22 protein-coding genes and 1 pseudogene are annotated in these 25,273 nt (G+C 64.1%); 11 read left to right on the forward strand and 12 right to left on the reverse strand.

Annotated elements, in window-relative coordinates; all coding sequences use genetic code 11:
* Positions 1-92: 92 nt before the first annotated feature.
* The 4 genes from argC to HHL14_RS14160 all read left to right on the forward strand — a co-directional run bounded on the left by argC (position 93) and on the right by HHL14_RS14160 (position 5,345).
* A complete protein-coding gene (argC, locus tag HHL14_RS14145) occupies positions 93-1,040 on the forward strand; it encodes an N-acetyl-gamma-glutamyl-phosphate reductase (protein WP_169498244.1) in 948 nt (315 codons plus the stop codon).
* A 497-nt stretch (positions 1,041-1,537) separates the two neighbouring features.
* Positions 1,538-2,917: a DUF2957 domain-containing protein gene (locus HHL14_RS14150; RefSeq protein ID WP_169498245.1), complete on the forward strand. Its 1,380-nt coding sequence runs from the start codon at positions 1,538-1,540 to the stop codon at positions 2,915-2,917.
* A gap of 149 nt (positions 2,918-3,066) precedes the next feature.
* Positions 3,067-4,323 carry a DUF2957 domain-containing protein gene (locus tag HHL14_RS14155; RefSeq protein WP_169498246.1) on the forward strand — a complete coding sequence of 419 codons (1,257 nt, stop codon included), beginning with the start codon at positions 3,067-3,069 and terminating at the stop codon, positions 4,321-4,323.
* A gap of 197 nt (positions 4,324-4,520) precedes the next feature.
* The gene (locus HHL14_RS14160; protein WP_169498247.1) at positions 4,521-5,345 is read left to right on the forward strand and encodes an OmpW/AlkL family protein; all 825 of its coding nucleotides are present in this window, start codon (positions 4,521-4,523) and stop codon (positions 5,343-5,345) included.
* Positions 5,346-5,676: 331 nt separating this feature from the next.
* Here the strand turns inward: HHL14_RS14160 and HHL14_RS14165 are convergent, their stop codons facing one another.
* The gene (locus HHL14_RS14165; RefSeq protein ID WP_169498248.1) at positions 5,677-6,312 is read right to left on the reverse strand and encodes a LysE family translocator; all 636 of its coding nucleotides are present in this window, start codon (positions 6,310-6,312) and stop codon (positions 5,677-5,679) included.
* A gap of 211 nt (positions 6,313-6,523) precedes the next feature.
* Positions 6,524-7,393 carry an NAD(P)-dependent oxidoreductase gene (locus tag HHL14_RS14170; protein ID WP_169498249.1) on the reverse strand — a complete coding sequence of 290 codons (870 nt, stop codon included), beginning with the start codon at positions 7,391-7,393 and terminating at the stop codon, positions 6,524-6,526.
* 93 nt (positions 7,394-7,486) lie between these two features.
* Between HHL14_RS14170 and HHL14_RS14175 the strand changes: the two genes are divergently transcribed.
* Together HHL14_RS14175 and HHL14_RS14180 are read left to right on the forward strand one after the other, a co-directional pair.
* Positions 7,487-8,245 (forward strand): Mut7-C RNAse domain-containing protein, encoded by a 759-nt coding sequence (locus HHL14_RS14175; RefSeq protein ID WP_169498250.1) that lies wholly within the window; start codon positions 7,487-7,489, stop codon positions 8,243-8,245.
* A gap of 79 nt (positions 8,246-8,324) precedes the next feature.
* On the forward strand, positions 8,325-8,603 hold the full coding sequence (locus HHL14_RS14180; protein ID WP_169498251.1) for a hypothetical protein: 279 nt from the start codon (positions 8,325-8,327) through the stop codon (positions 8,601-8,603).
* A gap of 208 nt (positions 8,604-8,811) precedes the next feature.
* Here the strand turns inward: HHL14_RS14180 and HHL14_RS14185 are convergent, their stop codons facing one another.
* Together HHL14_RS14185 and HHL14_RS14190 are read right to left on the reverse strand one after the other, a co-directional pair.
* The gene (locus HHL14_RS14185) at positions 8,812-9,027 is read right to left on the reverse strand and encodes a hypothetical protein (protein ID WP_169498252.1); all 216 of its coding nucleotides are present in this window, start codon (positions 9,025-9,027) and stop codon (positions 8,812-8,814) included.
* Between the two features lie 268 nt (positions 9,028-9,295).
* Positions 9,296-10,048 carry an IclR family transcriptional regulator domain-containing protein gene (locus HHL14_RS14190; RefSeq protein WP_169498437.1) on the reverse strand — a complete coding sequence of 251 codons (753 nt, stop codon included), beginning with the start codon at positions 10,046-10,048 and terminating at the stop codon, positions 9,296-9,298.
* 235 nt (positions 10,049-10,283) lie between these two features.
* Here HHL14_RS14190 and HHL14_RS14195 point away from each other — a divergent pair, with 235 nt between their 5' ends.
* Entirely contained in the window at positions 10,284-11,213 is a 930-nt protein-coding gene (locus HHL14_RS14195) for a DMT family transporter (protein ID WP_169498253.1), read from the forward strand.
* A gap of 70 nt (positions 11,214-11,283) precedes the next feature.
* Here the strand turns inward: HHL14_RS14195 and HHL14_RS14200 are convergent, their stop codons facing one another.
* From HHL14_RS14200 to HHL14_RS14210, 3 genes are all read right to left on the reverse strand, one after another.
* Positions 11,284-11,535: a hypothetical protein gene (locus HHL14_RS14200; RefSeq protein WP_169498254.1), complete on the reverse strand. Its 252-nt coding sequence runs from the start codon at positions 11,533-11,535 to the stop codon at positions 11,284-11,286.
* Between the two features lie 778 nt (positions 11,536-12,313).
* Entirely contained in the window at positions 12,314-13,201 is an 888-nt protein-coding gene (locus tag HHL14_RS14205) for a DUF2242 domain-containing protein (protein WP_169498438.1), read from the reverse strand.
* Between the two features lie 217 nt (positions 13,202-13,418).
* Positions 13,419-14,102, reverse strand: a complete 684-nt coding sequence (locus tag HHL14_RS14210; protein ID WP_169498255.1) for a lytic transglycosylase domain-containing protein — start codon at positions 14,100-14,102, stop codon at positions 13,419-13,421.
* 429 nt (positions 14,103-14,531) lie between these two features.
* Between HHL14_RS14210 and HHL14_RS14215 the strand changes: the two genes are divergently transcribed.
* Together HHL14_RS14215 and HHL14_RS14220 are read left to right on the forward strand one after the other, a co-directional pair.
* Positions 14,532-14,792 carry a DUF6723 family protein gene (locus HHL14_RS14215; protein ID WP_169498256.1) on the forward strand — a complete coding sequence of 87 codons (261 nt, stop codon included), beginning with the start codon at positions 14,532-14,534 and terminating at the stop codon, positions 14,790-14,792.
* Between the two features lie 86 nt (positions 14,793-14,878).
* Positions 14,879-15,475: a hypothetical protein gene (locus HHL14_RS14220; protein ID WP_230413045.1), complete on the forward strand. Its 597-nt coding sequence runs from the start codon at positions 14,879-14,881 to the stop codon at positions 15,473-15,475.
* Between the two features lie 10 nt (positions 15,476-15,485).
* Here the strand turns inward: HHL14_RS14220 and HHL14_RS14225 are convergent, their stop codons facing one another.
* The 3 genes from HHL14_RS14225 to HHL14_RS14235 all read right to left on the reverse strand — a co-directional run bounded on the left by HHL14_RS14225 (position 15,486) and on the right by HHL14_RS14235 (position 19,850).
* Positions 15,486-16,352, reverse strand: coding sequence for an MFS transporter (locus tag HHL14_RS14225; RefSeq protein WP_169498258.1), 867 nt, complete (start codon positions 16,350-16,352; stop codon positions 15,486-15,488).
* Between the two features lie 284 nt (positions 16,353-16,636).
* The gene (locus tag HHL14_RS14230) at positions 16,637-17,761 is read right to left on the reverse strand and encodes a cytochrome-c peroxidase (RefSeq protein WP_169498259.1); all 1,125 of its coding nucleotides are present in this window, start codon (positions 17,759-17,761) and stop codon (positions 16,637-16,639) included.
* Between the two features lie 175 nt (positions 17,762-17,936).
* Positions 17,937-19,850 (reverse strand): alkaline phosphatase family protein, encoded by a 1,914-nt coding sequence (locus tag HHL14_RS14235; RefSeq protein ID WP_329601663.1) that lies wholly within the window; start codon positions 19,848-19,850, stop codon positions 17,937-17,939.
* 372 nt (positions 19,851-20,222) lie between these two features.
* Here HHL14_RS14235 and HHL14_RS14240 point away from each other — a divergent pair, with 372 nt between their 5' ends.
* Positions 20,223-21,209, forward strand: a complete 987-nt coding sequence (locus HHL14_RS14240) for a hypothetical protein (RefSeq protein ID WP_169498260.1) — start codon at positions 20,223-20,225, stop codon at positions 21,207-21,209.
* A gap of 151 nt (positions 21,210-21,360) precedes the next feature.
* Positions 21,361-21,813, forward strand: a pseudogene (gene soxR / locus HHL14_RS14245) (redox-sensitive transcriptional activator SoxR); the annotation flags it as partial.
* Positions 21,814-21,997: 184 nt separating this feature from the next.
* Here the strand turns inward: soxR and glmS are convergent.
* Together glmS and glmU are read right to left on the reverse strand one after the other, a co-directional pair.
* The gene (gene glmS, locus HHL14_RS14250) at positions 21,998-23,815 is read right to left on the reverse strand and encodes a glutamine--fructose-6-phosphate transaminase (isomerizing) (RefSeq protein ID WP_169498261.1); all 1,818 of its coding nucleotides are present in this window, start codon (positions 23,813-23,815) and stop codon (positions 21,998-22,000) included.
* 59 nt (positions 23,816-23,874) lie between these two features.
* Positions 23,875-25,236 carry a bifunctional UDP-N-acetylglucosamine diphosphorylase/glucosamine-1-phosphate N-acetyltransferase GlmU gene (gene glmU, locus HHL14_RS14255; protein WP_169498262.1) on the reverse strand — a complete coding sequence of 454 codons (1,362 nt, stop codon included), beginning with the start codon at positions 25,234-25,236 and terminating at the stop codon, positions 23,875-23,877.
* Positions 25,237-25,273 lie beyond the last annotated feature (37 nt).

Raw genomic sequence — 25,273 nt, forward strand, 5'->3', positions numbered from 1 at the left:
TTTTGGCGCCTTACCGCACCGGCGCGGCGATGAGGTCTTAAAATAGCATTCCGGCGCGGCGTCGCGCCCCGTTTCCAGCGAGTGAGATCGAGATGAGCACGAAAGTTTTTGTCGACGGACAGGAAGGCACGACCGGCCTGAAGATTTTTGAATACCTGTCGCAGCGCGCCGACGTGGAGATCCTGCGTATCGAAGAAGCGAAGCGCAAGGACCTCGACGAGCGCCGTCGTCTCATCAACGCGTCGGACGTCACGTTCCTGTGCCTGCCCGACGTCGCCTCGCGCGAATCCGCGTCGCTGGTGGACAACGATCGCACGGTGCTGCTCGACGCGAGCACCGCGTTCCGCACCTCGCCCGACTGGGCCTACGGTCTGCCCGAACTGGCCCGCTCGCAGCGCGAGCGTCTGCGCACCGCGAAGCGCATCGCCGTGCCGGGCTGCCACGCGTCGGCGTTCGTACTGGCAATGCGCCCGCTCATCGAAGCCGGCGTCGTCGCACCCGAGTTCGCCGCGCATGCGTATTCGATCACCGGTTATAGCGGCGGCGGCAAGAAGATGATTGCCGACTACGAAGCCGGCGGTAACGACAAGCTGAAGAGCCCGCGTTCTTACGCGCTCGGCCTCACGCACAAGCATCTGCCGGAAATGGCCGCTCATACGGGTCTGACGTCGGCGCCGATCTTCACGCCGATCGTCGGCGATTTCTACAAGGGCCTCGCGGTCACCACTTACTTCTCGCCGAGCCAGCTCGCGAAGAAGGCCACGCCACAGGACGTGCAGGCGTTGTTCGCCGAGTACTACGCGGGCGAAGCGTTCGTCCACGTCGCGCCGTTCAACGCGGACGCGAATCTCGACAGCGGCTTCTTCGACGTGCAGGCGAACAACGACACCAATCGCGTCGACCTGTTCGTGTTCGGCAACGAGGAGCGCTTCGTGACCGTCGCGCGTCTGGACAACCTCGGCAAGGGCGCATCGGGTGCGGCGATCCAGTGTATGAATCTCGCGATCGGCGCGGCCGAAGACACCGGCTTGAAACGCTAAGCCGCCCGTTGCCAGAACGGTCATATCCCACTCACCGTTCACCGCCCCCTGAAAAGCCGGTCTGTAAAGACCGGCTTTTTCGTTTGAAAACACGCGCCTCCCAATTCGTTTAAAAATCCTTATTAGTAGTCGCCCGAATTACTTGAAATATAAAAACGGAACCCCTAAACGCATTCGGTAATTCGTGCCCTCACTCGAATCCGACTGCACAGATTGCCGCATAGGGAAACACCCGATTTTTTCCCGAACGGTCGTGCCAGGATCATAGAGCCTTTTTGTCGCGATGCTTGCCCAATAAGGCGATGCCGCCAGGCAACAATGGCGCGTGCGACACGAAAAATCGTTTGGCGTTTAAAAGGACGGCGACCATCCGTGCCATGCGCGTGCGCTGAAATTCACGCTGTTTGAATCGACCTTTTTAGACGGCTCATTCAATTGACAGCCAATAAACGCACAGCAAAATGACTCCGCACAATTACACGAAGGGAGACAGCAGCATGTCGCACGCCATGACTCGCGGCCTGGCAATGGCCATTGCCACAGCGCCTTTCCTTATTGCCTGCGGCGGCGGCAAGGCCGGCGATCCGAGCCCGGTCACGCCGACCCAATGCTCGGGTTCGAGCTGCGGCACGCAAGGCGCGCCGACCTCGAGCGCGACGACGGCCACGCTGTGTCCCGATACCGCCGACATCGTCAAAAGCACCTATCTCGGCGGCGCCGGCAGCGGCGAAATCGTGCAGCTGAACATCGACGCCACCGCGATGACCTACACGCTGAAGTGGCTCGAATCGCCGATTCCTCTCACCAGCGCAAGCGTCTCCATCACGCGCAAGGGCACGCAGATCGCCGGCGCGGTGATCCACCCGCCGACCGGCATGCTGCCGACCGCCGAACAGACGCGCTGCGCGTTCATTCTCGGCGCGGGCACCGGCACCGCGTCGGACGGCACGACCTACACGACGCCCGACTTCGTCAACAACCCGAATCCGCCGATGATCCTGATCGGCAAGGGCGTCGCGGGCGGCGGCATCCCCGGCGCGACGATCGAATATGCGGGCATCAACCTCGTCGTCACGACCATCGGCGCGGTCAACAAGCGGCATTTCGACTTCTATCCGTTCCTCGGCTTCGCGAGCACGACCACCGATCTCACGCAGCTGCCCGGCACCTATAACGCGCTGCTCTATCACCTGTCGCCGACCGCGAACTACGAGACCGTCGCGACGAACTCGATCGAGACCTTCGACGCGAGCGGCAACTGCACGTCGTCGAGCTCGACCGGCTGCCTGTCGACCGGCAACGCGCTAACGCTGAACAGCAACGGCTATTTCGACAGCACCAACCCGCCGCAGATCGTGCCGGGCAGTGGCGCCAGCACCAACCCGCTGCGCACCGGCAACTACGCGACCTCGCACATGATCCTCGGCCAGTTGAACGGCACGACGATCCCGCTGGTGGTCCGCACCGGTTTCGTCGATACCAGCAACCTGCTGGCCGCCAAGGTCGACGACGAATCCGGCATCGCGATGCTCGCCGCGGCGACGCCGCTCGCGTCGGGCGGTTTCGACGGCGGCTACGTCGGCGCGGATTCGAACTTCAAGTACACCGCGACGCTGGTGCAGGGTGCGGCCGCGACCTTCATCAATCCGTCGACATCGGCCGCGGAAAGCACGGTTGGCCTCAGTTACGGCGCATCGACCCCGGGCCTCGTCAACGTGCAGGACAGCAGCGGCAACGCCGGCCTCGCGATCGCATCCGGCGGCCTGTACGCGACCGTGATCCAGGGCACGGAGAACGGCGGCATCACGTCGACGTCGGCCAACGCCGATACGCCGAGCGCGCCCTACTTCGGCATCGGCGCACAGATCAGCAAGTAACGCAGGCACTACGAGCAACACGGGCAACAGGCAAAGGACCGGCTGCGCGCAACGCGCAGTCGCCCCGCGTACGCGGCGCGGGACACATCGAACACAAGGTGGCCGGAATGGGAGCCGGCCACATACAACGAGAACATTCGGGAGGCGGTATGAATTGGAGAATCCTGTCGGTGCTGGCTCTTTCCGCACCGTTGCTGGGGGCGTGCGGGGGCGGCGGCGGTGGCAGCAGTAACGGCGACGGACCGATGACCGAAACACGGCTGTGTCCTTCCGCGCTCGACTACGGCACGGTCTTCACCGGCGGCGGCGGCGACGGTGAACTCGTCAAGCTGCAGCTCGATACGACCAGGATGACCTGGCAGATCAGCTACATCGAGTCGCCGATTCCCGCGACCACCGGCACGGTCATGCCGACGCGCGCGGGCCAGAGTGCAAGCGGCACGCTGACCCAGGAAACTCTGCTGCCGACCAGCAAGCTGAACCAGTGCGCGTTCCGCCTGAACGGCGCAAGTCTCGATTCGAGCCGTCCGGCGCGGATTTTCGTCGGCGAAGGCGTGGCGGGCGGCACGATCCCCGGCGCGGAAATCTCGTTCGGTGGCGTGCTCGGCGTCGGCGCAGTGCCCGACACCACGTTCCCGTACTACCCGTTCATCGGTTTCTCGTCGATTGAAACGAATCTCGCCAACGTCGCCGGCACCTACAACCAGGTCGGCTATCACCAGGTGCCGTCGCAGAACTTCGCGCCGGTCGCGGTCGATTCGAAGATCACGATCAACGCCGACGGCACGTGGAGCGAGTGCGACAACACCGGCGTCAACGCGGGCAGCTGCCAGCAGCCGGGTACCAACTTCGCCGCGGCGGCCGACGGCAGCGGCGCATTCGAGACCGACAAGTTCCTCGGTCAGGCCAAGCCGACCCTCGCGACGACGCCGAAAGCGCGCGGCTACATGATCGTCGGCAAGCTGAAGAATCAGCTGGTGCCGATCCTCGTGCGCACCGGCGCGGCCAACTCGTCGGCGACCACGGCAGTCAACGGCGAACTCGGCCCGTACGCCGACGACGAATCCGGCATCTCGATCCTCGCGCCGCAGACGGCGACCACGGTGGGCGCGCAGAACGGCGAGTACATCGGCGTCGACAGCCAGTTCGACTACCGCACGACCGCGCTCGAAGGCACCGAGGCGACGCTGCTCGATCCGTTCAACGCATCGCAGGCGTCGCTCGCGACCGCGCTCGATCTGAGCTTCACGCAGACCGTGCCGGGTGTCGTGACGACCACGCATGTGGGCGCGTCGACCGGTACCACGCCGACCGGCAAGATGATCTTCACGGGCGGCGTGTTCGGTTACCTCGATATGACCAACGCTTCGTCGCCGTACTTCACGATCGGCGCCTTCGTCCAGTAACGAGCGCCGGATGCGGCGCCGCCGAACCGGGCGGCGTCCGCATCCCGGTTGTCGCGTCGCACCGCGCCCCGCCTGGCGGAGCGCCTGGCCGACGACGCGGCGACCGGCGCCCCACGAACATCCAGCGCAGCAGTCGGGCCGACGCCCGCCGTCGCCCGTCGTGCGTCCAGCCGGGCGGGCGCCAGAGGAGGAACACAATGAAAAGATTCTGTCTCGCGATACTGGCGACGCTGCTGTCGGCCAGTGCGTACGCCCAGCATGCGGGCGACAACGTCGCTGTGCTCGGCTGGTTCCACGTGATGCCGCAGGACTCGAGCACGCCGCTCACGACCAACGTCGCGCCGACACCGATCAACACGCCGTTGCGTCTGCCGAACTCGTTCACGTCGCCCGGCACGGGGCTGTCGACCAACTCCGCGAATACGGTCGGCCTGGTGTTCAGCCATTACCTGACCGATCACATCGCGGTGACGACCGTGGCCGGCGTGCCGCCGACCTTCAAGATCTACGGTCACGGCATAGTGAAGCCGCCGGGACCGGCCGGCGCGCTCGGCCAGCAGAATCTCGGCGATCCGCAGGCCAATCCGATCGTGAAGAGCGTGCGCCAGTGGAGCCCGGCGCTGCTGTTCCAGTACTACTTCAACGAGCCGACCGCAAAACTGCGGCCGTTCGTCGGTATCGGCGTGTCCTACAACTGGTTCTCCGACCTCCAGCTGAGCCAGAACTTCGTAAAGTCGACGCAGGACAACCTCGGCGCGGTGCTCGCCACCGGCGCGGGGAAAACGGGGCAGACGCAGGTGTCGGCGAAGGCGTCGTCGTCGTGGGCGCCGGTGTTCAATGCGGGTCTCGCGTACAACATCACCGATCACTGGGGGCTGGTGGCCTCGGTCACGTATATCCCGCTGAAGACGACGTCGTCGGTCATCATCAAGGCGGCGGACGGTACGGAGCTGGGGGTATCGAAGGCGGAACTGACCGCCGACCCGATCATTTCCTTCCTGGCCGTGTCGTATAAGTTCTGAGCTCGCGGCACGCGCCGCTACAACAAAAACGACAAAGCCGGCGACCCCGCCAAGGGTCGCCGGCTTTTTTATTCGCCTTGAATACGGTGCCGCTGCGCGGCTGAAGCCAGATTTCGGGCAAAAAAAAGCCCGCCTAGGTTGGCGGGCTGAATCCATATCAGAGGAGACATGGAGGAGACAAGACGTACTATAGCAAACAGCTTGGTGCGTTGCAACATGCAAATTAGGGTTGACCCTCGATGTTGCCAACATACAACAGTCACATTCACCTGCGCTATGTCCTCCTCTCTCTCCCTAAGCCGGGCGACACGCAATGCGCCGCCTTACGGTACTAGTGGCGCACCAACGCCATCATCGCGCCGAAGCCGACGAACACGCCGCCCGTCAGTCGATTGAACATCCTCGCGACGCTGCGGCTCTTCAGCTTCGCGCCGATGCGCGTGCCGAAGCCCGCATACACCAGATACCAGCTGACCTCGATCGCGGCGAAGGTCGTGAGCAGCACGCCGAACTGCGGCAGCTTCGGCAGCGTGGCGTCGATGAATTGCGGCAGCAGCGCGGCCGCGAACAGGATCGCCTTCGGGTTGCTGCTGGCGACCAGGAAGCCATTGCGAAACAGCGCGAAACGCGAGCGCGCGGGCTTCGCCGACAGCTCGTCGAGGTTCTGCGCGGCGGCTTCGTCGGCGGGGGCGCGCCAGGCCTTGATGCCGAGGTACACGAGGTAGGCCGCGCCGATCAGGCGCAGCGCGTTGAACATCGTCGGCCACGCGGACAGAAACACCCCAAGACCCGCCGCCGACACCGTCAGCATCAGCACCAGCGCCGACAGGCAGCCGGCCATCGTCGCGCTCGCGCGGCGCAGGCCGTGCTGGGCGCCGTGGGTCATCACGAGCAGCATGTTCGGACCGGGAATCGCGGACACGACGAAGACGGTGGCGGCGAACAGCCACCAAGTATGCAGAGTCATCGGAAATCGGGGATAAAAAGAATCGGACGGCTATTATGCCTTGCCGGCCGGCGCGGTCAGATATAAGCGGCTGTGCCTGGAGACCAGCACAACGGGGACAACGGGCGCATGCGAACACGTGCGTTCGAATGCGCTCGCGGCTGCGGTCAAATATCGGCGTCGCAGTCGATCGCCAACACGCGGCGATCGACTACAAGCAACGCTCCAGCTATCAGCGGCCGGCGCGCCGCATCGCGACCTGGCCCAGCACCGCGAAATCCTTCTCGCCGTCGCCATGTGCGATCGCTTCGATCAGGCTGTCGCGCACCACGCTCGCGACCGGCATCGGCGTCGTTACCGAGTCGGCGGCGGCGAGCGCGAGGCGCACGTCCTTCAGGCCAAGGCGCGCCTTGAACAGCGCCGGTTCGAAATGCTGCTCGGCGATCAGCTTGCCGTAGCCCGAATACACCGGCCCCGGGAACAGGCCGCTCGTGATCACGTCAAGGAAGTCCTGCATCGCAAGGCCATGGCCGGTGACGAGCGCGGCAGCTTCGCCGAGCGTCTCGATCGCCGCGCCGAGCATGAAATTCGCGCCGAGCTTCATCACGTTCGCCTGTTGCGGCAGCGAACCGATGCGCCAGGTTTTCTGGCCGATCACGTCAAAAACCGGTTGCAGCCGGTCAATCGACTCGGCCGGCCCGCCCGCGACGATCGTCAGCTTGCCCGCCGCCGCGACATCCGGCCGGCCGAGCACTGGCGCGGCGACGTAGTGCACGCCGCGCGACGCATGCGCGGTCGCAAGTTCTTCGGCGAGCGCGACCGAAATGGTCGCCATGTTGGCGTGGATCAGCCCGCGCGGCGCGTGCTCGAGCAGCGACGCGGTGATGACCTCGCGCAGCGCGGCATCGTCGGCCAGCATCGAGAACACGGCGTCGCCCGCAAACGCTTCGGCCGGCGTCGCGACGACCTGCGCGCCGAGTGCCGCCAGCGGCTGGGCTTTCTCCGGCGAGCGGTTCCACACGCGCACCTGGTGCCCGGCTTTCAGAATGTTTGCAACCATCGCGGCGCCCATCTCGCCGAGACCGATAAAACCGATGTCCATCTATCGCTCCGTCAACTAAAGAACCCGAAGTAAAGCACACTCATGCGACACGCGCAGGACAATGCGCAACACGAGCGGTGCGATACTGCCGACATGGTCACCGCGACATTCCGCTTCTACGAGGAGCTGAACGACTTTCTCGCCCGCCAGTTGCGGCGGCACGAGTTCGCGTGCGTCTGCGCGCGCGACGCGACCACCAAGCACATGATCGAAGTGCTCGGGGTGCCACATACCGAGGTCGAACTGATCCTGGTGAACGGCGTATCGGTCGGCTTCAACCATCCGCTCGCGGACGGCGATCGTGTCGCCGTCTATCCGAAGTTCGAAGCGCTCGACATCCAGCCGCTGCTACGCGTGCGCGAACGGCCGCTGCGCGTGATGCGCTTCATCGCCGATGCGCACCTCGGCGGCCTCGCGCCGCTGCTGCGGCTCGCCGGCTTCGATACGCTCTACGACAACCACTACCCCGACGCCGACATCGAGGCACTCGCCGCCGCGCAACAGCGGATTGTCCTCACGCGCGACCGCGAATTGCTGAAACGCCGCAACATCACGCATGGCTGCTACGTGCGCGCACTGCGCCCGCGCGAGCAGTTGCGCGAGGTGTTTGAGCGGCTCGATCTCGCGCGCAGTGCGCAGCCGTTCCGGCTCTGCCTGATGTGCAACGCGCCGCTCAGGCGCATTGCCCGCGAAGAAGCCGGCCCACGCGTGCCGCACGGCGTGCTGCAGCGACACAGTCGCTTCGTCACCTGCGACGTATGCCAACGCGTGTTCTGGGAAGGCACCCACTGGCAGCGGATGCGGGCGTTGCTCGATAGCGTGTCCGTGCCCGCGCCGCAGCGCACCGGATAACGCGGCCACCGACGCGCGATGCCTTTGGCGCCGCGCGCTTGCGTACAATGCGGGCTGATCTACTTAGCAGAGGCCTTCCATGGCGATGAAAAAAACCGACCTTGAAAAGAACAAGGCGCTGAAACTGAACAATGCGATGAAGCAGGCGGGCGTGCCTCGCGGCGCCAAAGGCGCGGCGGACGAGCCGAAAGTCGACCGGCGCGAGCAGCGCAAGCTCGATCAGGCTCAGGGCCTCGTCGCGTTTGCGTGCAAGCTCAACGGCGACCTCGTGAACGAACTGAAGACCCGCGCCACCACTCATCCGGACGGCCTCAACGGGCTGCTGGACGAGGTGATCCGACGCGGGCTCGCGGGCTGATCGGTTCGCGCGCCGCGCGGCCAACACCGCGCAAAAGCGGCAGCCATGCCGCATTCATGCCGCATCAACGCCGCCGCAAATACAAAAAGGCCAGAGCACAAGCTCTGGCCTTTTTGCTGGCAACGCTGTTTGCCCTACCCGGCTGCATCGACCGCTAGCGGCGCGCTGCAGCGACCGGTACGGCACGCCCGACGAGCGGGCGTTCAGCTTAGTTCGCCGCGCCCTTGTCGTTCGTGCCGGCTGCCGAAGCTGCCGCCGAAACCGGAGCACGCTTGCCGTGGGTCTTCAGCTTCTTGACGTGGTGCTTCTTCGGTGCGCTAGCAGCCGCATCCGGCGCAGCAGCTGCGTCGGATGCCTGTGCGAATGCCTGAACCGAAACCAGCGCGATCGAAGCGGCTGCGAGCGAGACGATAACTTTTTTCATGTGTTGTTCCCCAAACCAGACGACTGAGTCAAATGTAAATGAAGATAGCTGCACGGTAGAGTCGGGCTGCGACGCGCCCTGTGCTCCCCGCGGGAGAGTATTACCCAAGCGTAGGCGGTTTGTCATGCGTAAAACTCGATATGTATTTTCTGAGAGACAGCCTGCTTTCAGCGTGCTTTCATTTATTCAGTATTCCGTACCAGGGACATTACCTAGACGCGTCGAAACCGCTTGCGCGCCGCCTCGGCCGGGCGCTGCGCAACCGCGGTCAGACCAGATTGCGCAGCAGGCTCGCGGTTTCCTGCAGCGTCGGCAGCACGCGTTGTAGCGCGGCGCTCGCCGACTCCTCGCCGATCGACATGCTGACGCTGATCGCCGCGACCACCGCGCCATGCCGGTCGCGCAACGGCACCGCGATACCGCGCACACCGACTTCGAGCTGCTGATCGGTGATCGCATAACCGTTGCGGCGGATTTCGCCGAGCGCTTCGCGCAGGCGCTCGACCGTCGAATAGGTGTACGGCGTGAAAACCTTGATCGGATAGGACGCGAGCCATTCGTCGATGCTGTCGGGGGCCTGCGACGCGAGCAGCACCAACCCCGCCGACGACAGCGGCGCCGGCGCGCGCGAGCCGGTCACGAAGCCGACCGCCATCGCCCGATTGACGCCGTTGCGCGCGACATACACCACGTCGTGTTCGTCGAGAATCGCGACCAGCGCGGTTTCCTGCACGGTGGCGGTGATTCGCTGCAGAAACGGCTGCACGGTGCGCGGCAGCCGCGCCGAATCCAGATATGACTGGCCGAGCCGCAACACGCGCGGCGCGAGCCAGAACAGCTTGCCGTCGGTGTCGACGTAGCCGAGCTCGCGTAGCGTCAGCAGATAGCGACGCGCGGCCGTGCGCGACAGGCCCGCACGCGCGGCGACCTGGGTCGGCGTCATGCGGGCGTGCTCTTCGTCGAATGCTTCGATGATTGCGAGCGCTTTCGCGGCGCCCGCGATCCAGTCCTTGTCGTCCATCATGTTTGCCTAGGGAAAGCAGGGGCTCGCGGTTAGGTCCGAAGCCGGCGCGTCGATTGGCCTTGCAGCGGATTGGCCGGCGTGCGGCTGTTGCGCGATTATCGCGCGAGTCGCGTGGCTTGCCTGCCGCCCGCGACGACCACGTATGATGTGAGCGATTCCTTACCGGCAGCGCGCCGCGTGCCGTCGCCGCACCGCCCGCCGGCACGGCCCTCATCCAGAACCAGAACAAATCTTGAATCCCGATACCCGCCAACACCTGCGCGCCAACGTGCTGATGCTGATCGCCGCGTTGATCTGGGGCTCCGCGTTCGTCGCGCAGCGTCTGAGTCTCGATGCGATCGGCCCGTTCCTGTTCACCGGTCTGCGCTTTCTGCTCGGCGCGCTCGTCGTGCTGACGATGATCGTCTGCGTGCGTCGCCAGGCGCTCGCCGAACTGACGAAGCGCGAGCCCGGCGGCGCCCGCGAACTGCTCGGCGCGGGCGCGCTGCTTGGCGTCGTGCTGGCGGTATCGATTTCGTTGCAGCAAATCGGCCTGCAATACACGAAGGTCGCCAACGCCGGTTTCATCAGCTCGCTCTACGTGGTGATCGTGCCGCTGCTCGGCGTGCTGTTTCGCCATCGAACCGGCCTTGGCACGTGGCTCGGCGCGTTGCTCGCCGCGCTCGGCATGTATTTTCTGAGCGTCGACGAGCATTTTTCGATGCTGTACGGCGACTGGTATCAGCTGGCGGGCGCGCTGGTGATCTCCGCGCAGATGATGCTGGTCGGCCGTTTCGCCGCGCGCCACGACACCCTGATGCTTGCGCTCGTGCAGTTCGTGACCTGCGGCGTCGTATGTCTGCTGATCGGACTCGCGATCGAACCGCTGAGCGCCGCCGTGATCGCCCGCGCGGCACCGACGATCGTGTACGGCGGGGCGTTGTCGGTTGGCATCGCTTATACGATTCAGGTGGTCGCGCAGCGCTATGCGGCGCCATCGCACGCGGCGGTGATCTTCAGCATGGAAGGGGTGTTCGCGGCGTTCGCCGGCTGGCTCGTGCTCGGCGAAACGTTGACGGCGCGGGCGTTGTTCGGCTGCGCGTTGATGCTGGCGGGATTGATCGTGTGTCAGGTCTTGCCGGGATGGAAACGCGGACGGGAGCGCGTGCCGAAGGCGTTGTAAACGACCGTGTGGGTTGCGGGCGCAAGAGCAGAAGAGTTGCGCCCCTGGAAGCTTCGCGCTCGTTCTCGCGCTATGCCGCGCGCGGATGCGCAAACAGATTCGGCGTATCGGCGGTCGGCGGGAACACACACCAGCAGCCGTCATCGTGACGGAAGAAGAACAAACCGCGTCCGCCCTCTTCCTGCGACGTCTCCACCCTCACATAGCGCCGCCCGCCTACGCGCGTGCGGCTGAATTCGGTCACATGAACCGGCTCCGAAGGGGACGGCGCAAGCCACTTCTCGACCAGAAACCGCAACGACCGTTCGCTCGCGGCTCTCATGACCGGCTCCGGAACAGTTTGTCGCGATAGGCGTCGCGGGTGGACTCGGTGCTGTCGTCGTCGGAGGTGACGTCTTCGTCAGCCTCGACGGCAGCGAGTGCCATCGCCCGATTGGTTGCGGCCGCGCGCAACGCGCTGCAATGGGCCGCATGCCGAAGGTCCGAAAGAAGATGGACTAGCTGTCGTGCTGATCTGCGTTTCATACATCCCCCCGCACTGCACCAGAAACCTCACAAAGCACTTTAACTTTATGCCTGATTGCTCGTGGGCTAAATGGTTTTGACGAAATAGCAACAGTTATGTTGGTAATAGAAAGGCGCGCAATCTTTGTTCCGCGTTCTCAATGTGCGCGCGCAGGCAGCGGGAGTCTGTGCGTTAACGAGCGCTTCGCATCGCGCGAATCGCCCGCTCAGGGGCCTGTGGATAGGAGTTTGGAGGGTCAGGTTATCCACAGAAGGCTCTGAACAACCGTGGGATAGCACCGCTAACAGCCTGTGTGCGAAATCTTGATAAAGCAGGGAGTCGGTTAACGGTGCTTCAAACTTATCCCGGCTATGTAGTTTTTCTACAGACGTATTCCGTAGGGTTATCGATCTCGCATCGTGTTGATGCGACATGACATTTGAGAGTTATCCACAGAATGGTTAACGCCTTGTTAACTACTACTATGTATACGTATACGGTAAACACCATAAGGCAATAACGCTGCGCGTCGGGATGACAGGCTGGTCAGATGTTGACCAGCCCTAATTCAACCCCGAGCGCCGTCGCGCTGGAATCACGGCACGAGCGTCGTAGCGCTCGCGGCCTCGGCGGCTGCGGCAGCCTGGCCGATTGGATCGGGTAGTTGTTGTTCGACGGGTACGGCGGGTGCGATTGACACTGCTGCTGGCGCAGGTTGGGTTGCTGTTGTTGGCGTTGGCAGTGTGGTTTGGGTAGGCGCAGGCGTCGCCGGTTGAGCCGGCGCAGATGTCGCGATCTGTGCGGGGACAGCTCCGTTCGGTTGAACCGGCACGGTTGTCGCGGCTGGAGCCGTAGCCGGAGCCTGAATCGTGGTTAACTGAAGCGGAGTCGCGACCTGCATCGGCAGGATCTGCGTTTCGATCCTGCTGCCCGCAACCGGCTGCGTGCGCACGACCGTCTGCAGATAATGATCGACCAGCGCGAAAAACCGGTCGTAGAACTTGCCCGACGGAATCGTCTCGCTCGAGATCTTCACCATCGCGTCGCTATTCGAGCGGATCGGCAGCGACAGCGAGCCAAGCACGCTCAGTCCGACGCTCGCCGACGTATCGCTCTTCTTCAGCGCAAAGCCGTTTTGCACCGCGTTCACGTAAACGATGCTGCTGTCCGCCGCCTCTTCGCCCGGCGTGCAGACGACGTGAAATTCGACAACCACGTGCGTATCGCTGGTCGGCTGAAAATTCTTGGTACCGTCGACGGTATCGGCGCGCGGCATCGTCGTCAGATAGCCTTGGCTCAGTAACGCTCGACGCGCCGCTTCGCAGCTATCGATCGTGTTCGAATTGAAATTGCGCGCGTACGGGCTCGCGCCGGTTTCAAACATTTCCTCAGTGAGTTTCGGTTGCGGCGTGCTGCTGCATGCCGCGAGCGCCAGCAGGCCGAACACGGCCGCGGCGGTGGATCTGGAAAACGGGATCTGCATGGTCGATGGCAAGGAGCGCGCCTCGTGAGCGCGAATGGGAATGCATTGTAGAGCGGGTCGGCTCAGGTGCGTAAAAAGCGGGCAACGTCGGCGCGGCGCCGCATTACCGCGCCTAACCGATGCATCAAGCCGAGATGTCCACACGTTGAAGTCGAACGCAGCCCAGCCGCAGCCGATCGTCAGGAAAACAGGCAGGAAGACGCTGTGAGCGTGGCGGTTACTTCGACGCAGTGCGCGTCGAAGCCGGAGTCGCTGTCGATGTTGAAGCGGGCGCAGCCGTTGCGGATGCCGCCACCGCCCCGCTTGCCGCCACCGCACCAACCGACGTCGGCACGCTGAACGCATCGGCCCACTGGTTCGTTCCCGCGCACCGATCGGCTTCACACGATGCGGCCGCGCCATTGCTGCCTTGAGCATTGTCCTGAGGCGTCGCGATTGCCGCGAAATCCTCGACGCGCAGATTGACCTTCTGCGCATAAGCCTTCGAGCCGCCGTAGCTTTTCAGCGCGGCATTCAGATCGCCATTGGCCGAACGCATGTAGCCGTAGAGGATCGCGGAGCCGACTTCGATGTTCGCGACCGGCTCGGTCAGGTCCTTGACGTTACGCAGCAGCCCGCGATGCGCCTGCGGCACGACCTGCATCAGCCCGGTTGCACCATTGGAGCCACGGGCTTTTTCCTTGAAGCGGGATTCGATCGAGATGATGGCGAGCAGCAGCGCCGGAGGGAGGGAATATTTGGAGGCAGCGGATTGCACCGCGTCGGAAATCTTTTGCGCTTTGTCTTTGTTGACCCCGAATTTGTGCGTCAGATACGCCGTGATGCGGTCGCCGTTTTCGTCGGCGGCCGCGATTTGCGTGAGGCCGAGCGACAGCACAATCAGGCAAATTAACCGACTCATGACGGGGCCAGAAGGTAACAAAGATCCGCGCATTATAGCGTCACGGAGTCAGCGCAAACCGGCTCTCTACAATTTTTGTCTTTTAAATCAATGGCGAACAGAACCCTTGTCGCTCGCTCGCGATGCTTTCGATGCAATGCAGCGAATATAGTCAGAGGTAACGACTGAGGTGAAAGTGCCGCCCCCCACGGCTGCTGAACGGTTTTTCGAACTGAAAATCACTAATTCTGTTAGTTGCGTTTTAGGTAAAAAACACCGCTTCCGTCCGTCTAGAAGGAGGAACTCAGATCCGACGTTTGCCGCCGACGCCGGGGCTCCTTCCACGAATTTGAGACAATGCAGTTCGCCCGCACAGGCTGCAGCGGGACTACCGGGTGCCACGCTCTCACTAGGCTCGCACCGCACGATCGATCAACCGACGTTTTCAGAATGAGCAAGACCGCGTTTATTCCCAGCGTCCCCGGCACGTCGGAGGACGACTTCGAGATTTCGGCGAGCGCGAAGATGGCCGGCTACCGGCGTTTCTTCGGCGTCTTGAAGGTGGTGCGCACCACCGACTCCCGCGTGCTGTTCCCCTTCGACGGCGCCCCCGAACTCGGCCCACACGCGACTCGCGTCGAAGCGCTCGCGGCCGCGCAGGTCTACGGCGAACACATCGTCGCGAGCGATCTCGCACGGCCGGAGCTGTAGGCTTCGGCGCACCGCAAACGAGCTCGCCTGCCGGAACCCGCCGACGGCAACGGCAGCGACAACTTCAGGAGCAACGGATGCGTGCCATGAGTGCCAGGCGCAAAGCAGGATGGCTGGTCGCGATGACGGGCAGCGCGGGCATGCTCGCCGGCGCGTTCAGTCAGCCCGGTTTCGCGCAGCGCGCGCCGGTTTCCGCGTCGACCGTGCAGGCGGCGCTGCGGCAGGTCGAGGTCGAGCATATGCAGGTGCGCGTCGTCGCAATCGATCCCGCCGCCAACAAGGTGACGTTGCGCGGTCCCCGCGGCCAGCTCGCGGATGTCGACGTGAATCCCGCGATCGTGGACACGCACCGGCTGCGAGTCGGCGACAGATTGAATGTTGCGTATCAGCCGGCGTTGCTGATTCGCGTCGACCGGGTCGAGTCCCACGGCGTGCGCGAGCGGCTCGAAACGACGGTTGCGTTGCCCGCTTCGGCGGGGCGGGCCGCGTCCGCACATCGGGTGCGAATCGTCGCGACGGTTGTCGATATCGATCGCGACGAGCGCCTCCTGACCTTGCACGGCCCCGGGTATCGGCAAGTGCTGCGCGTCGCGCGCGACGTGCCGCTCGACGACCTCAACGTCGGCGATAGCGTGCAGGCCGAGTTCGTGTCGGCGCTGGCGGTCGCGTTGGCCAAAGTCTGACCGGAGCGGCTCAGGCCGCCACCACCCGCGGCTGCGGCAGCGCCAGCCCGAACGCCGCGCCGATCGCGGCGGCCACCAGCAGCAAACCCATCGCGCCCGCCCCCCCCGCCCCGCCGACAATCGCCCCAATCAGCAGCGGCCCGATCACCTGTCCAAGGTAATTGCCCTGCATCACCCAGCCGATGCACAACGGCGCGAGCGACGGCGTCGGTGCCGTCGACGGCGCGCTGGCCAGCACCGTCGCGGGCAGCATCCCGGCGAACGCGGAGAACAGGAAGCCGAGCGCGACCGCGAGCGGCGCGGGCGGCGCCGGATGGAACAGCCCCGCGCCGGTGCAGCCCATCGCGATGGCCGCCGTCGCGAGCAGCGGACCGGCGCGCATACCGCGCGCGAGCAATGCGCCGGCCGCGAGATTGCCGATCGCATTCGCGGCGACGATTGCCGCGCCGATCACACCGGCCGTCGACAGCGCGACGCCGAGGCGCTGCATCAGGAACACCGGCAGGAACGTCATCACCGAGAAGAATTGCACGTTATACGCGGCAAAGCACAGCGCGAGCAGCGTCGTGGCGCGCGACGCGACCACCGCGCGCAATGCCGTGCCGACCGACTGTCCGGGCACGCGCGGCGTCGGCGTATCGGCCGGTGTCGTGAAGAACAGCGCGACGGCCGCGACGAGCACCAACACTGCGCTCGCTCGCCACGCGCCGCGCCAGCCGTCGAGCAACGGCCCGAGCAGCATCGACGTCGCGATGCCCGCGAACACGACGGTCGCGATCGCGAGCCCCGGCGTGCGCGGCGTGGGGTGATACGTGGGATGGGATGAGCTGGCGTGGTCATCGTTGTTCTCCTCGGATCGATGTCCGCTTCGACGCATCGCGGCTGAAACAGACTTGCCGCGTAGTGGGCAAGTTGAAGTTAACTTGAAGTCAAGCGGCGGGACGAGAACAGTGCGCTTTGAAGCGTCGACAGTTCGATGACGCGTGGGGATCGTCGGGAAGTGACGGAAGCTAACGGCGGCGGTGAGCCGTGGAGACGAGCCACGATAACGCCCTGCGAGCGCAGAGCCTTATCGTGGCCGAGTGAGAAGCCGGCTCCCCGTCGGAAAGCCAGCCGGACAGCCAAACGGCCGAACCAAAGACCAACTACACGCTATCGCGCTCAATGCGCGGCGCTTTTCCCAACCGGCTTCGCGTCGCTATCGTTGAGCGTATCGAGAAACGCCATCACGTCGCGAATATCGCCTTCGGACCACACCGGCTTGCCGCCCTTGTGATTCGTCATCGGCGCATTGCGATGATCGATGTTGCTCTGATACTTCACCGGCAGGTCGTCGAACTGCTGCTTGCCGCCCGGATGCGGATACCACTTGCCCGGGTTGGTGTCGCGTTGCACGTAGAAGCGCAACGACTCTTCGAGCGTATGGAAGCGGCCATTGTGGAAGAACACGCGACGCGTCGACACGTTGCGCAGCGTCGGCGTTCTGAACATCCCGCAGTACCACGTCGCGTCGGTCTTGTCGGTCCGGAACGGGCCGCACAGTCCCATGTCGTAGTACTTCGGATCCGCGTTGGCCGGAATCTCCGGATTGCGCGGCACGCCGAGCGTCTGGAAGTTGTAGTCGGTGAGCGTCGGATGCGCGCCGGCCGCGCCCTTATCCACCAGGTGGCACGACGCGCAGTTGCCGCGATCCGGATCGACGAACAGCGCAAAGCCGCGCGCTTCCTGCGTGGTGAACTTCGCCTTGCCGTCCAGCACCTGGTCGAACTTGCTGTCGAACGGCTGGAAGCTCGGGTCGTCGAACTGGAAGCGTTCGAGCGCCTTGCCGAGCGCGGCGAGCGCATCGGTCGGACGCGAGAAGATGTCCTGACCGAACACTTCGCGGAAACGCGCCGCGTAAGCGCTTTTGCTCAGCTTCGCCGTCACGTCGGCGGCGTTCGCATTGGCCATCTCGTCGGCGTTCAGCAACGGAAACGCGGCCTGGTCGGCGGGACGGTCGAAGCGGCCGTCCCACGTGTAACCGCCGGACGGCATGTTGTCGCCGTCTTCGAGACGTTCCTTGAAGCTGCTCGCATACGTGTGCGTCCAGATCGGCACGCGCCGCAGATAACGCAGCGACGGCACCGCGCGGGTGCCGTAGTGCTTCATGTCGGCACCGCCCAGTTGCACCGCGAGCCCGTTCGGCGGACCGTACGCATGCTCCGGACTATGACAGCTCGCGCACGACAGCTTGCCGGAACCCGACAGCGACGGATCGAAGAACGCCAGCTTGCCGAGCTGCGCCATGTCCTTGCTGGACGGCGTCGAAGCAGGTGCCGAAGCAGGTGCTGCAACGGTAGCGGCGGCGGCTACGCCGAGCGGTTCGTCCTTCTGGCCGCAGCCCGTCAGGAAAACGCTGGCAATGAAAAAAAGGGCCGCCCCCCGGGCGGTCCCTTTAGTACAGAGAGAAAACATCTGTGTCTTATTGATTAAAGATGTCGGACCCGAAAGTCGCCAGGTTGGCATCGTCCGCGTAGCCCAGATACTCGGGCATACCGAACATGTTTTCCAGGCTCTTGAGCAACGCGTAGTGGTTGTAGCCGGTATCGATCGTGGTGCCCGCCTTGATGAACGGCGACAGCAGCACGGCGCCGGTACGGTCGCCACCCACGCCGTCGTAGTGCATGCCGATCTGGATCGTCTGAACCGTCGACGGCAGCGACGCGGCGTTGATACCCAGCGACGACGCATACGCGATCGGCATCGTCGACATGATCTGATCGTCAGGACGCTTGACGTTCGGACCGGTCTGCTGCGTGCAGCACGATGCGCCCGCCAGATTGATCGTGAGGTTCATCTGCGTGTACGCGGAGTTGAACGTCGTGGTCATCGGCGAGCTGGCCGCGTTCGATTCGTCGAAGTTGATCACGATCAGGCCGTCCTGCTTGTATGCCGGCGAAGCCTGGATGATCGGAATCCACTTCTTCAGGAACGCGTCGATCGAGGTCAGGCCGCCCGGCGCGCCGCTCTTGCAGCCCTTGCCTGCCGCGCCCGTACCGTCGCCGTCGTGGCCGTCGTCGCACAGGTTCGGCGTGATGAACACGAAGTTCGGCGTGGTGTCGACCGACTGCAGATCGTTTTGCAGGTTGTCGTCCAGATTCACGACGTGCTGGTCGCAGTAGTCGGTGTCGTCGATGATCGAGTGGAAATACGCGAACGGGTTGTGACGGGTCGCGTATGCATCAGCCTTGACGTCACCCGATGCGGAGCTTGCCTGCGCCGACTGCGTGCCGTCGACCGCCTTCGACGGGTCCTTACCCGCCAGTTTCGCGGTACGGGTCGGGAAGCTGCATGCCTTCGTGCCGTCGCGATTCAGGTCGTTGCCCATATCGCCCATGTAACCCCGCCAGGTCAGCTTGGCGTTATCGAGCTGGTTCGGCAGCGTCTTCACGCGCGCCGGGAACACACAACCGCCGCCGGCGTGACCGTTCGCGTCGGTGCCGGCCTTCAGGACCTTCGCATTACCGCTGTCGTTGCCGGCATCGACGATGTCGGACCAGAGGCTGAAGCAGTCGGTCTCGGTATCGACCGTCGACGGCTGGCCGCTGATCAGCGAGATGTAGTTGTCGAGGCTGACGTGGCCGGTGCCGTAGTAGTTGGTCAGCAGCGCGCCTTGCGGAACGAGCGACTTCAGATACGGGTCCTGGCTGCTGGTGCTTTCGGTCGTACCGAACGACTCGGCGTAGTTCTTGTTTTCAAGCGTGATCACGAACACGTGACGCACGGCCTTCGAACCGACGACGGTCTTGATGTAGTTGTCGCTGGCGGTCTTGACGCTGGCGAGGCTGCTGTCGGTGTTGAAGTCGGCCAGCAGTTTGTCGGTCGACACGCCGCCGTATCTGGTGGCCAGCGTGCTCCTGGCGTCGCTCAGCGAGGAGCCGCCGGCAACCAGCTGGGCCAGTTGCGTGGTGATCGCGCTGACCGTGCTGGTCGCGCCGTTGGGAGCGAGGAAGAATGCGCCCGAACCGAACCTGGTGCCCATGTCGTTGCCGTTGGCATCGTTTTCGCGGGCGCTGGTCAGATCGGCGACCAGGTTTTTCCAGCTGGTGCTGCCGCTCGTGTTGGCGATCGAGAATTTGCCCTTGGCATCGCTCATCGCATACGGTTCGTTGCTATCGCACTTGCCGTTGTCGTTGAGGTCGATACAGACCTTGGCGTTCTGGATGTAGCTGCCGAGCACCTGGCCGGCAACCTGCGGGGTCGTGTCGGCGGAAGCGTGGGACGAGTTATCGACATTGTCTCCGCAGGCGCTCAGGCCGGCCGCCAGACCGATGCTGGCCAGCAGCGCGAATGCGCCTTTACGCCACATCGGGTTCTTGTTCTTTGCAAAAGTCACGTGCGCTCCCATCGCGTGCCGGATAAGTACGCGCCCTTGCGTAGTCTCACCCGATGTTGGTTTTATTACCTCGGCTTGCCTTTTATTACTTCGGCGCGAAGCATAAGGCGTTTGCGTGACAGCAAAGTTACATACGCGTAAGCAGTCGGGGCGCAAGGAAAATGCAAGATGCTTGCCCTAGCCAACGAATGTGGGGCACCGCACACAAGCGTGACGACGGGCGCTGGAACAAAGCCGAGGCGTCGTCTTAAATCCAGTCGAACGCGTTGTGCTTCCATCAACGACGACGCTCGCCGCTCGACACCCGATGCGTGCCAGGCGCACCCTCTCCTGTCTGTCAGGCCATCCCCTCCCCTCTCGAGGCTGAACCCCATGCGCACCCTGCTGGATTACTTCATGCTGCCGCTCGCCAACTTCGAGGTGCAGCGTGCCCAGATCGAGCCGGTGATTGCCGGGCTGCGCTTCGCCAATACGATGATCGATTTCGCTTTCTACGATGTCCCGGCATTCAGGCGGGGGTTGGTGCACGAAGGCATCGAAGTCGACTGGGTCGATGGGGAAACGGGCCAGCCGTTGCGGGAACAGACCAATCTCAGCGCGCTGCTCAATCCCGAAGGGTCCATTCTCGTCATCGATGCGGCCAACGCGCCTCATGTCCGGCGCTTTATCAACGTCGAGACCTTTCTCGACCCGGCCAGGGACGGCGCTCGTCGGGTCGATACGATTTCGGTGAGTGGCGTCGGCAGTTCCGCGCTTGGCTCGGCCGCGCTCGCGTGGAATGCGTCCACTGCGTTAGGCAAACCGGTTGCGGCGATCGTGCCAGGCTATGGACTCGCCGATGTCGTCCAGCAAGCGCTCGGTGGCTGGTTCGGCTTCGAGATGTACAGCTACTGGATCAAGCAGCCCGTGCAGGAATGGCTCGCGCAGATTGCGCCGGGGGCGGCGTCTGTCGGACGTCGGCTTCTCGCGACCACCCCGGGTCATGCGAAGGCGCCGGGTACCCAGGTGCCGGTGTTTCGTCGCGGCAGCGGCTCATCCGATGTCCTGCATGCGATTCTCAAAGCGGCGCGCAATGTCGACACGCTGATCGGGCATAGCAAAGGGGCACTCGTCATCGGCAACGCGATCGCGGATCTGCCGCCCGAGCATCTCGCGCGTCTTCACGTGATGACCTTCGGCTGCGTCGTTGGCGAGGACGCGGACGTCAAACGTTACGACCAGTTCCTCGGGACCTTCGATGCGCTCGGGATGCTGAACTCTGGTGGCAATCAGGCCGAACACCGCGTACCGACATGGCATAGCACCAACACGCAGTCGTCGTTGTCGATGCGGGTCGCGGTGCTGGCGCGAAGCCACTAGCGAACTCAGCGGTTCTTCGACGATCTGCGTATTCGCATCCGCGAATACGCGAGACGCGGCCGCTCTGAAAACAAGCGTCGCGACGGCGTAGAGTTACCGCCGAAGTGCAAGTTGAAGCCAACTTGAAACCGACGGGCGGGAGGCAACGACAATGCGAGCGACCAGAAAAACCAACGACCCGTTGCTATCGATCGGCGAAGTCGCCGCGCGCAGCGGCGTGGCGTCGTCGGCGCTGCGCTTCTACGAGGCGCGCGGCTTGAACCATTCGAAGCCGGAGGGCGTGAGCCATCGCTATTACCCGCGTTCGACGTTACGGCGCGTCGCGTTCATCGTGTTCGCGCAACGCATCGGCTATTCGCTCGACGAGATCTCCGAACAACTCGCGAGCCTGCCGACCGATACTCTGCCGCCCAATCACGACTGGCAGCGTTTATCGCGCGACTGGAAAGAGCGGGTGGCCGCGCAGATTCTCGAACTGCAACGGCTGCATATGGATCTGGATCACTGCATCGGGTGTGGGTGCCTGTCGCTTGAGCACTGCAAGATGATCAATCCGGATGATCGTGCTGGAGAGACGGGGCAAGGGCCGCGACGGTGGTTGGGGCAGTTTGATGGAGGTGGTGGGGTTGACGGGAGAGCGAGGGAATCGCCGGGCGGGTTTGCCGTTTGGCGCAATGGTGAGGCCGGGGTTTCTTGCGACGACGCCCCGAGGGTGCGGGGCGTCATGGTGTGCTTCTTTGGAGATGCTGGCGATTCTGGTGGAACGTCGGGAGCGCTTTACTCCCCCCTCACTCCACCGTCACCGACTTCGCCAGATTCCGCGGCTTATCCACATCCGTCCCCCGCGCACACGCTGTGTGATACGCGAGCAACTGCAGCGGCACCACATGCAGAATCGGCGACAGCAGCCCATAGTGCTCCGGCATCCGGATCACGTGCAGCCCTTCGTCATTGACGATCTTCGTATCCGCGTCCGCGAACACATACAGCTCGCCGCCGCGCGCGCGCACTTCCTGGATGTTCGACTTCAGCTTCTCCAGCAGCGCATCGTTCGGCGCGACCGTCACGACCGGCATCGCTTCGGTGACAAGCGCGAGCGGCCCATGCTTGAGTTCGCCGGCCGGATACGCCTCGGCATGGATGTACGAAATTTCCTTCAGCTTCAGCGCGCCTTCGAGCGCGATCGGATAGTGCATGCCGCGTCCGAGGAAGAGCGCGTGCTCCTTGCGCGAAAACTCCTCCGACCACGCGATGATCTGCGGCTCCAGCGCGAGCACGCTATTGAGCGCTGCCGGCAGATGGCGCAACTGCTTCAGATAACCGGCTTCCTGCTCGTCGTTAAGACGTCCACGCAGCTTCGCGAGCGTCGCCGCCAGCGTGAACAGCGCGACCAGTTGCGTCGTGAACGCCTTCGTCGACGCCACGCCGATCTCGCGGCCCGCGTGCGTGAGGAACGACAGTTCCGTCTGCCGCACCATCGCGCTCGTGCCGACGTTGCAGATCGCGAGCGTGTGCTTGTGGCCGAGTTCCTGCGCGTGCTTGAGCGCGGCGAGCGTATCGGCGGTTTCGCCCGACTGCGAAATCACCACCACCAGCGACTTCGGATTCGGCACCGACTCGCGGTAGCGATACTCGCTCGCAATCTCGACCTGAGTCGGGATCTTCGCGAGCGATTCGAGCCAGTACTTCGCAGTCAGCCCCGAGTAGTAGCTGGTGCCGCACGCGAGGATCAGCAGGCTGTCGATGTTCGCGAACACGTCGCTCGCGCCCTCGCCGAAGATCGACGCGTCGAACGCATCGGCTTGCGGAATCGTGTCGGTGATCGCGCGCGGCTGCTCGAAAATTTCCTTCTGCATGAAGTGGCGATACGGGCCGAGTTCGACCGCGCCGCCATACGCCGCGACCTGGCGCACTTCGCGCTGCGCTTCGTAACCGTTGCGATCGGCGATGCGCACGCCGTCGAGCGACAGTTCGCAGACGTCGCCTTCTTCGAGGAAGATGAAGCGCTCGGTGCTGCCCGCGAGCGCGAGCGCATCCGACGCGAGGAAGTTCTCGCCCTCGCCGAGTCCGACCACGAGCGGCGAGCCCTGGCGCGCGCCGACCACCGTGTGCGGCTGGTCCTTATGCAGCACCGCGATCGCATACGCGCCGTGCAACTGCGCGATCGCTTCGCGCACCGCCGCGAACAGGTCGCCGCGATACAGGCTGTGAATCAGGTGCGCGATAACCTCGGTGTCGGTCTGCGAAACGAACTCGTAACCCTTGCCCCGCAGCATTTCGCGCAAGGTTTCGTAGTTCTCGATGATGCCGTTGTGTACCAACGCGAGCGCATCTTTCGAGAAGATCGGGTGGGCGTTGTTGGTGACCGGCGCGCCATGCGTGGCCCAGCGCGTATGCGCGATGCCCGTCACGCCTTCGAGGTGGCCGTCGCGCACCTGCGCTTCCAGATCGGCGACACGCGCAACGCTGCGCGCGCGGCTCGGCCCGTTCGCGCCGAGCACGGCGACGCCGCACGAATCGTAGCCGCGATATTCGAGGCGCCGCAGTCCTTCGATCAGGACGGAAACGATATTACGTTGCGCAACCGCGCCGACAATGCCGCACATGGTGTATTCCTTTTCAGAGCCGGATTCAGTGAGCGCGCCTCATGGGCGCGCCGTATCCCTCAGCTTTTCTTTTTGACCGGGCGCACATAGCCCGTTTTGCTCGTTTGAGTCTTGTCGTTCAGCACCAGCGCATCGGCGCCGACGTCTTTCCAGACGGTCGTGCCCGCCGCGATCGTCGCGCCGCGCGCTACGCGCACCGGCGCGACCAGTTGCGTGTCCGAGCCGACGAATACGTCGTCTTCGATCACGGTGCGGAATTTGTTGGCGCCGTCGTAGTTGCAGGTGATCGTGCCCGCGCCGATGTTCACGCGCGCGCCGATGTCCGCGTCGCCGATGTAGGTGAGGTGGTTGGCTTTCGAGCCATGACCGAGCACCGCGTTCTTGATCTCGACGAAGTTACCGACATGAGACTCGTCTTGCAGCGCCGCGCCTGTGCGCAAGCGCGCATACGGACCCAGAACGACCTTCGCGCCGACCTCTGCACCTTCGATGTGCGTAAACGCGTCGACCCGCGTGCCCGCGCCGATCGTCGCATTGCGGATCACGCAGTTCGGCCCGATCGTGACGTTATCGGCCAGCGTGACGCGGCCCTCGAACACGCAGTTCACGTCGATCGACACGTCGCGGCCGCATTCGAGCGTGCCGCGCACGTCGATACGCGCCGGATCGGCGAGCGTCACGCCCGCCACCAGCAGCGTGTCGGCGACGTTGCCCTGATGGATCCGTTCGAGTTCGGCGAGCTGCTGCTTGCTGTTCACACCGAGCGTTTCCCACTCGTCGTCGGGCTGCGTGGTGACGACTTCGAGGCCGGCTTCGATCGCCATCTCGACCGCGTCGGTCAGATAGAACTCGCCTTGCGCGTTGTCGTTTTTCAGCGCCGCGAGCCAGCCGGCGAGGCGTGCCGTCGGCGCAACGATGATGCCGGTGTTGATTTCGGCGATCTTCAACTGCTCGGGGCTCGCGTCCTTCTGCTCGACGATGCGCTGCACCTTGCCGTGCGAATCGCGCACGATGCGCCCGTAACCGCTCGGGTCATCGAGCGTGACGGTGAGCACGCCGTAGCCGTCCTGGCCCGCGCGTTCGGTCAGCGCGTGCAGCGTCTGCGCGCGCGTGAGCGGCACGTCGCCGTACAGCACCAGCGTGGGCAACGAAGGATCGAGCAGCGGTAGCGCCTGCTGCACCGCGTGGCCGGTGCCGAGCTGCTGCTCCTGCACCGCGAATTGAAGGTCGGGCGCCGCAACAGCTTCGCGCACGGCTTCGGCGCCGTAGCCGATCACGACAATCAGGCGCGCGGGCTTCAGCGCGCGAGCGGTATCGATGACATGAGCGAGGAGCGGCCGGCCGGCCAGGGGATGGAGCACCTTGGGAAGCGCGGACCGCATGCGCTTGCCGGTGCCTGCCGCCAAAATCACGATGTTCATGGCGTCGGCAATCAGACGAGTTTGGAGCCGACGATTC

The organism is Paraburkholderia antibiotica (genome assembly GCF_012927125.1).
Lineage (GTDB): Bacteria > Pseudomonadota > Gammaproteobacteria > Burkholderiales > Burkholderiaceae > Paraburkholderia > Paraburkholderia antibiotica.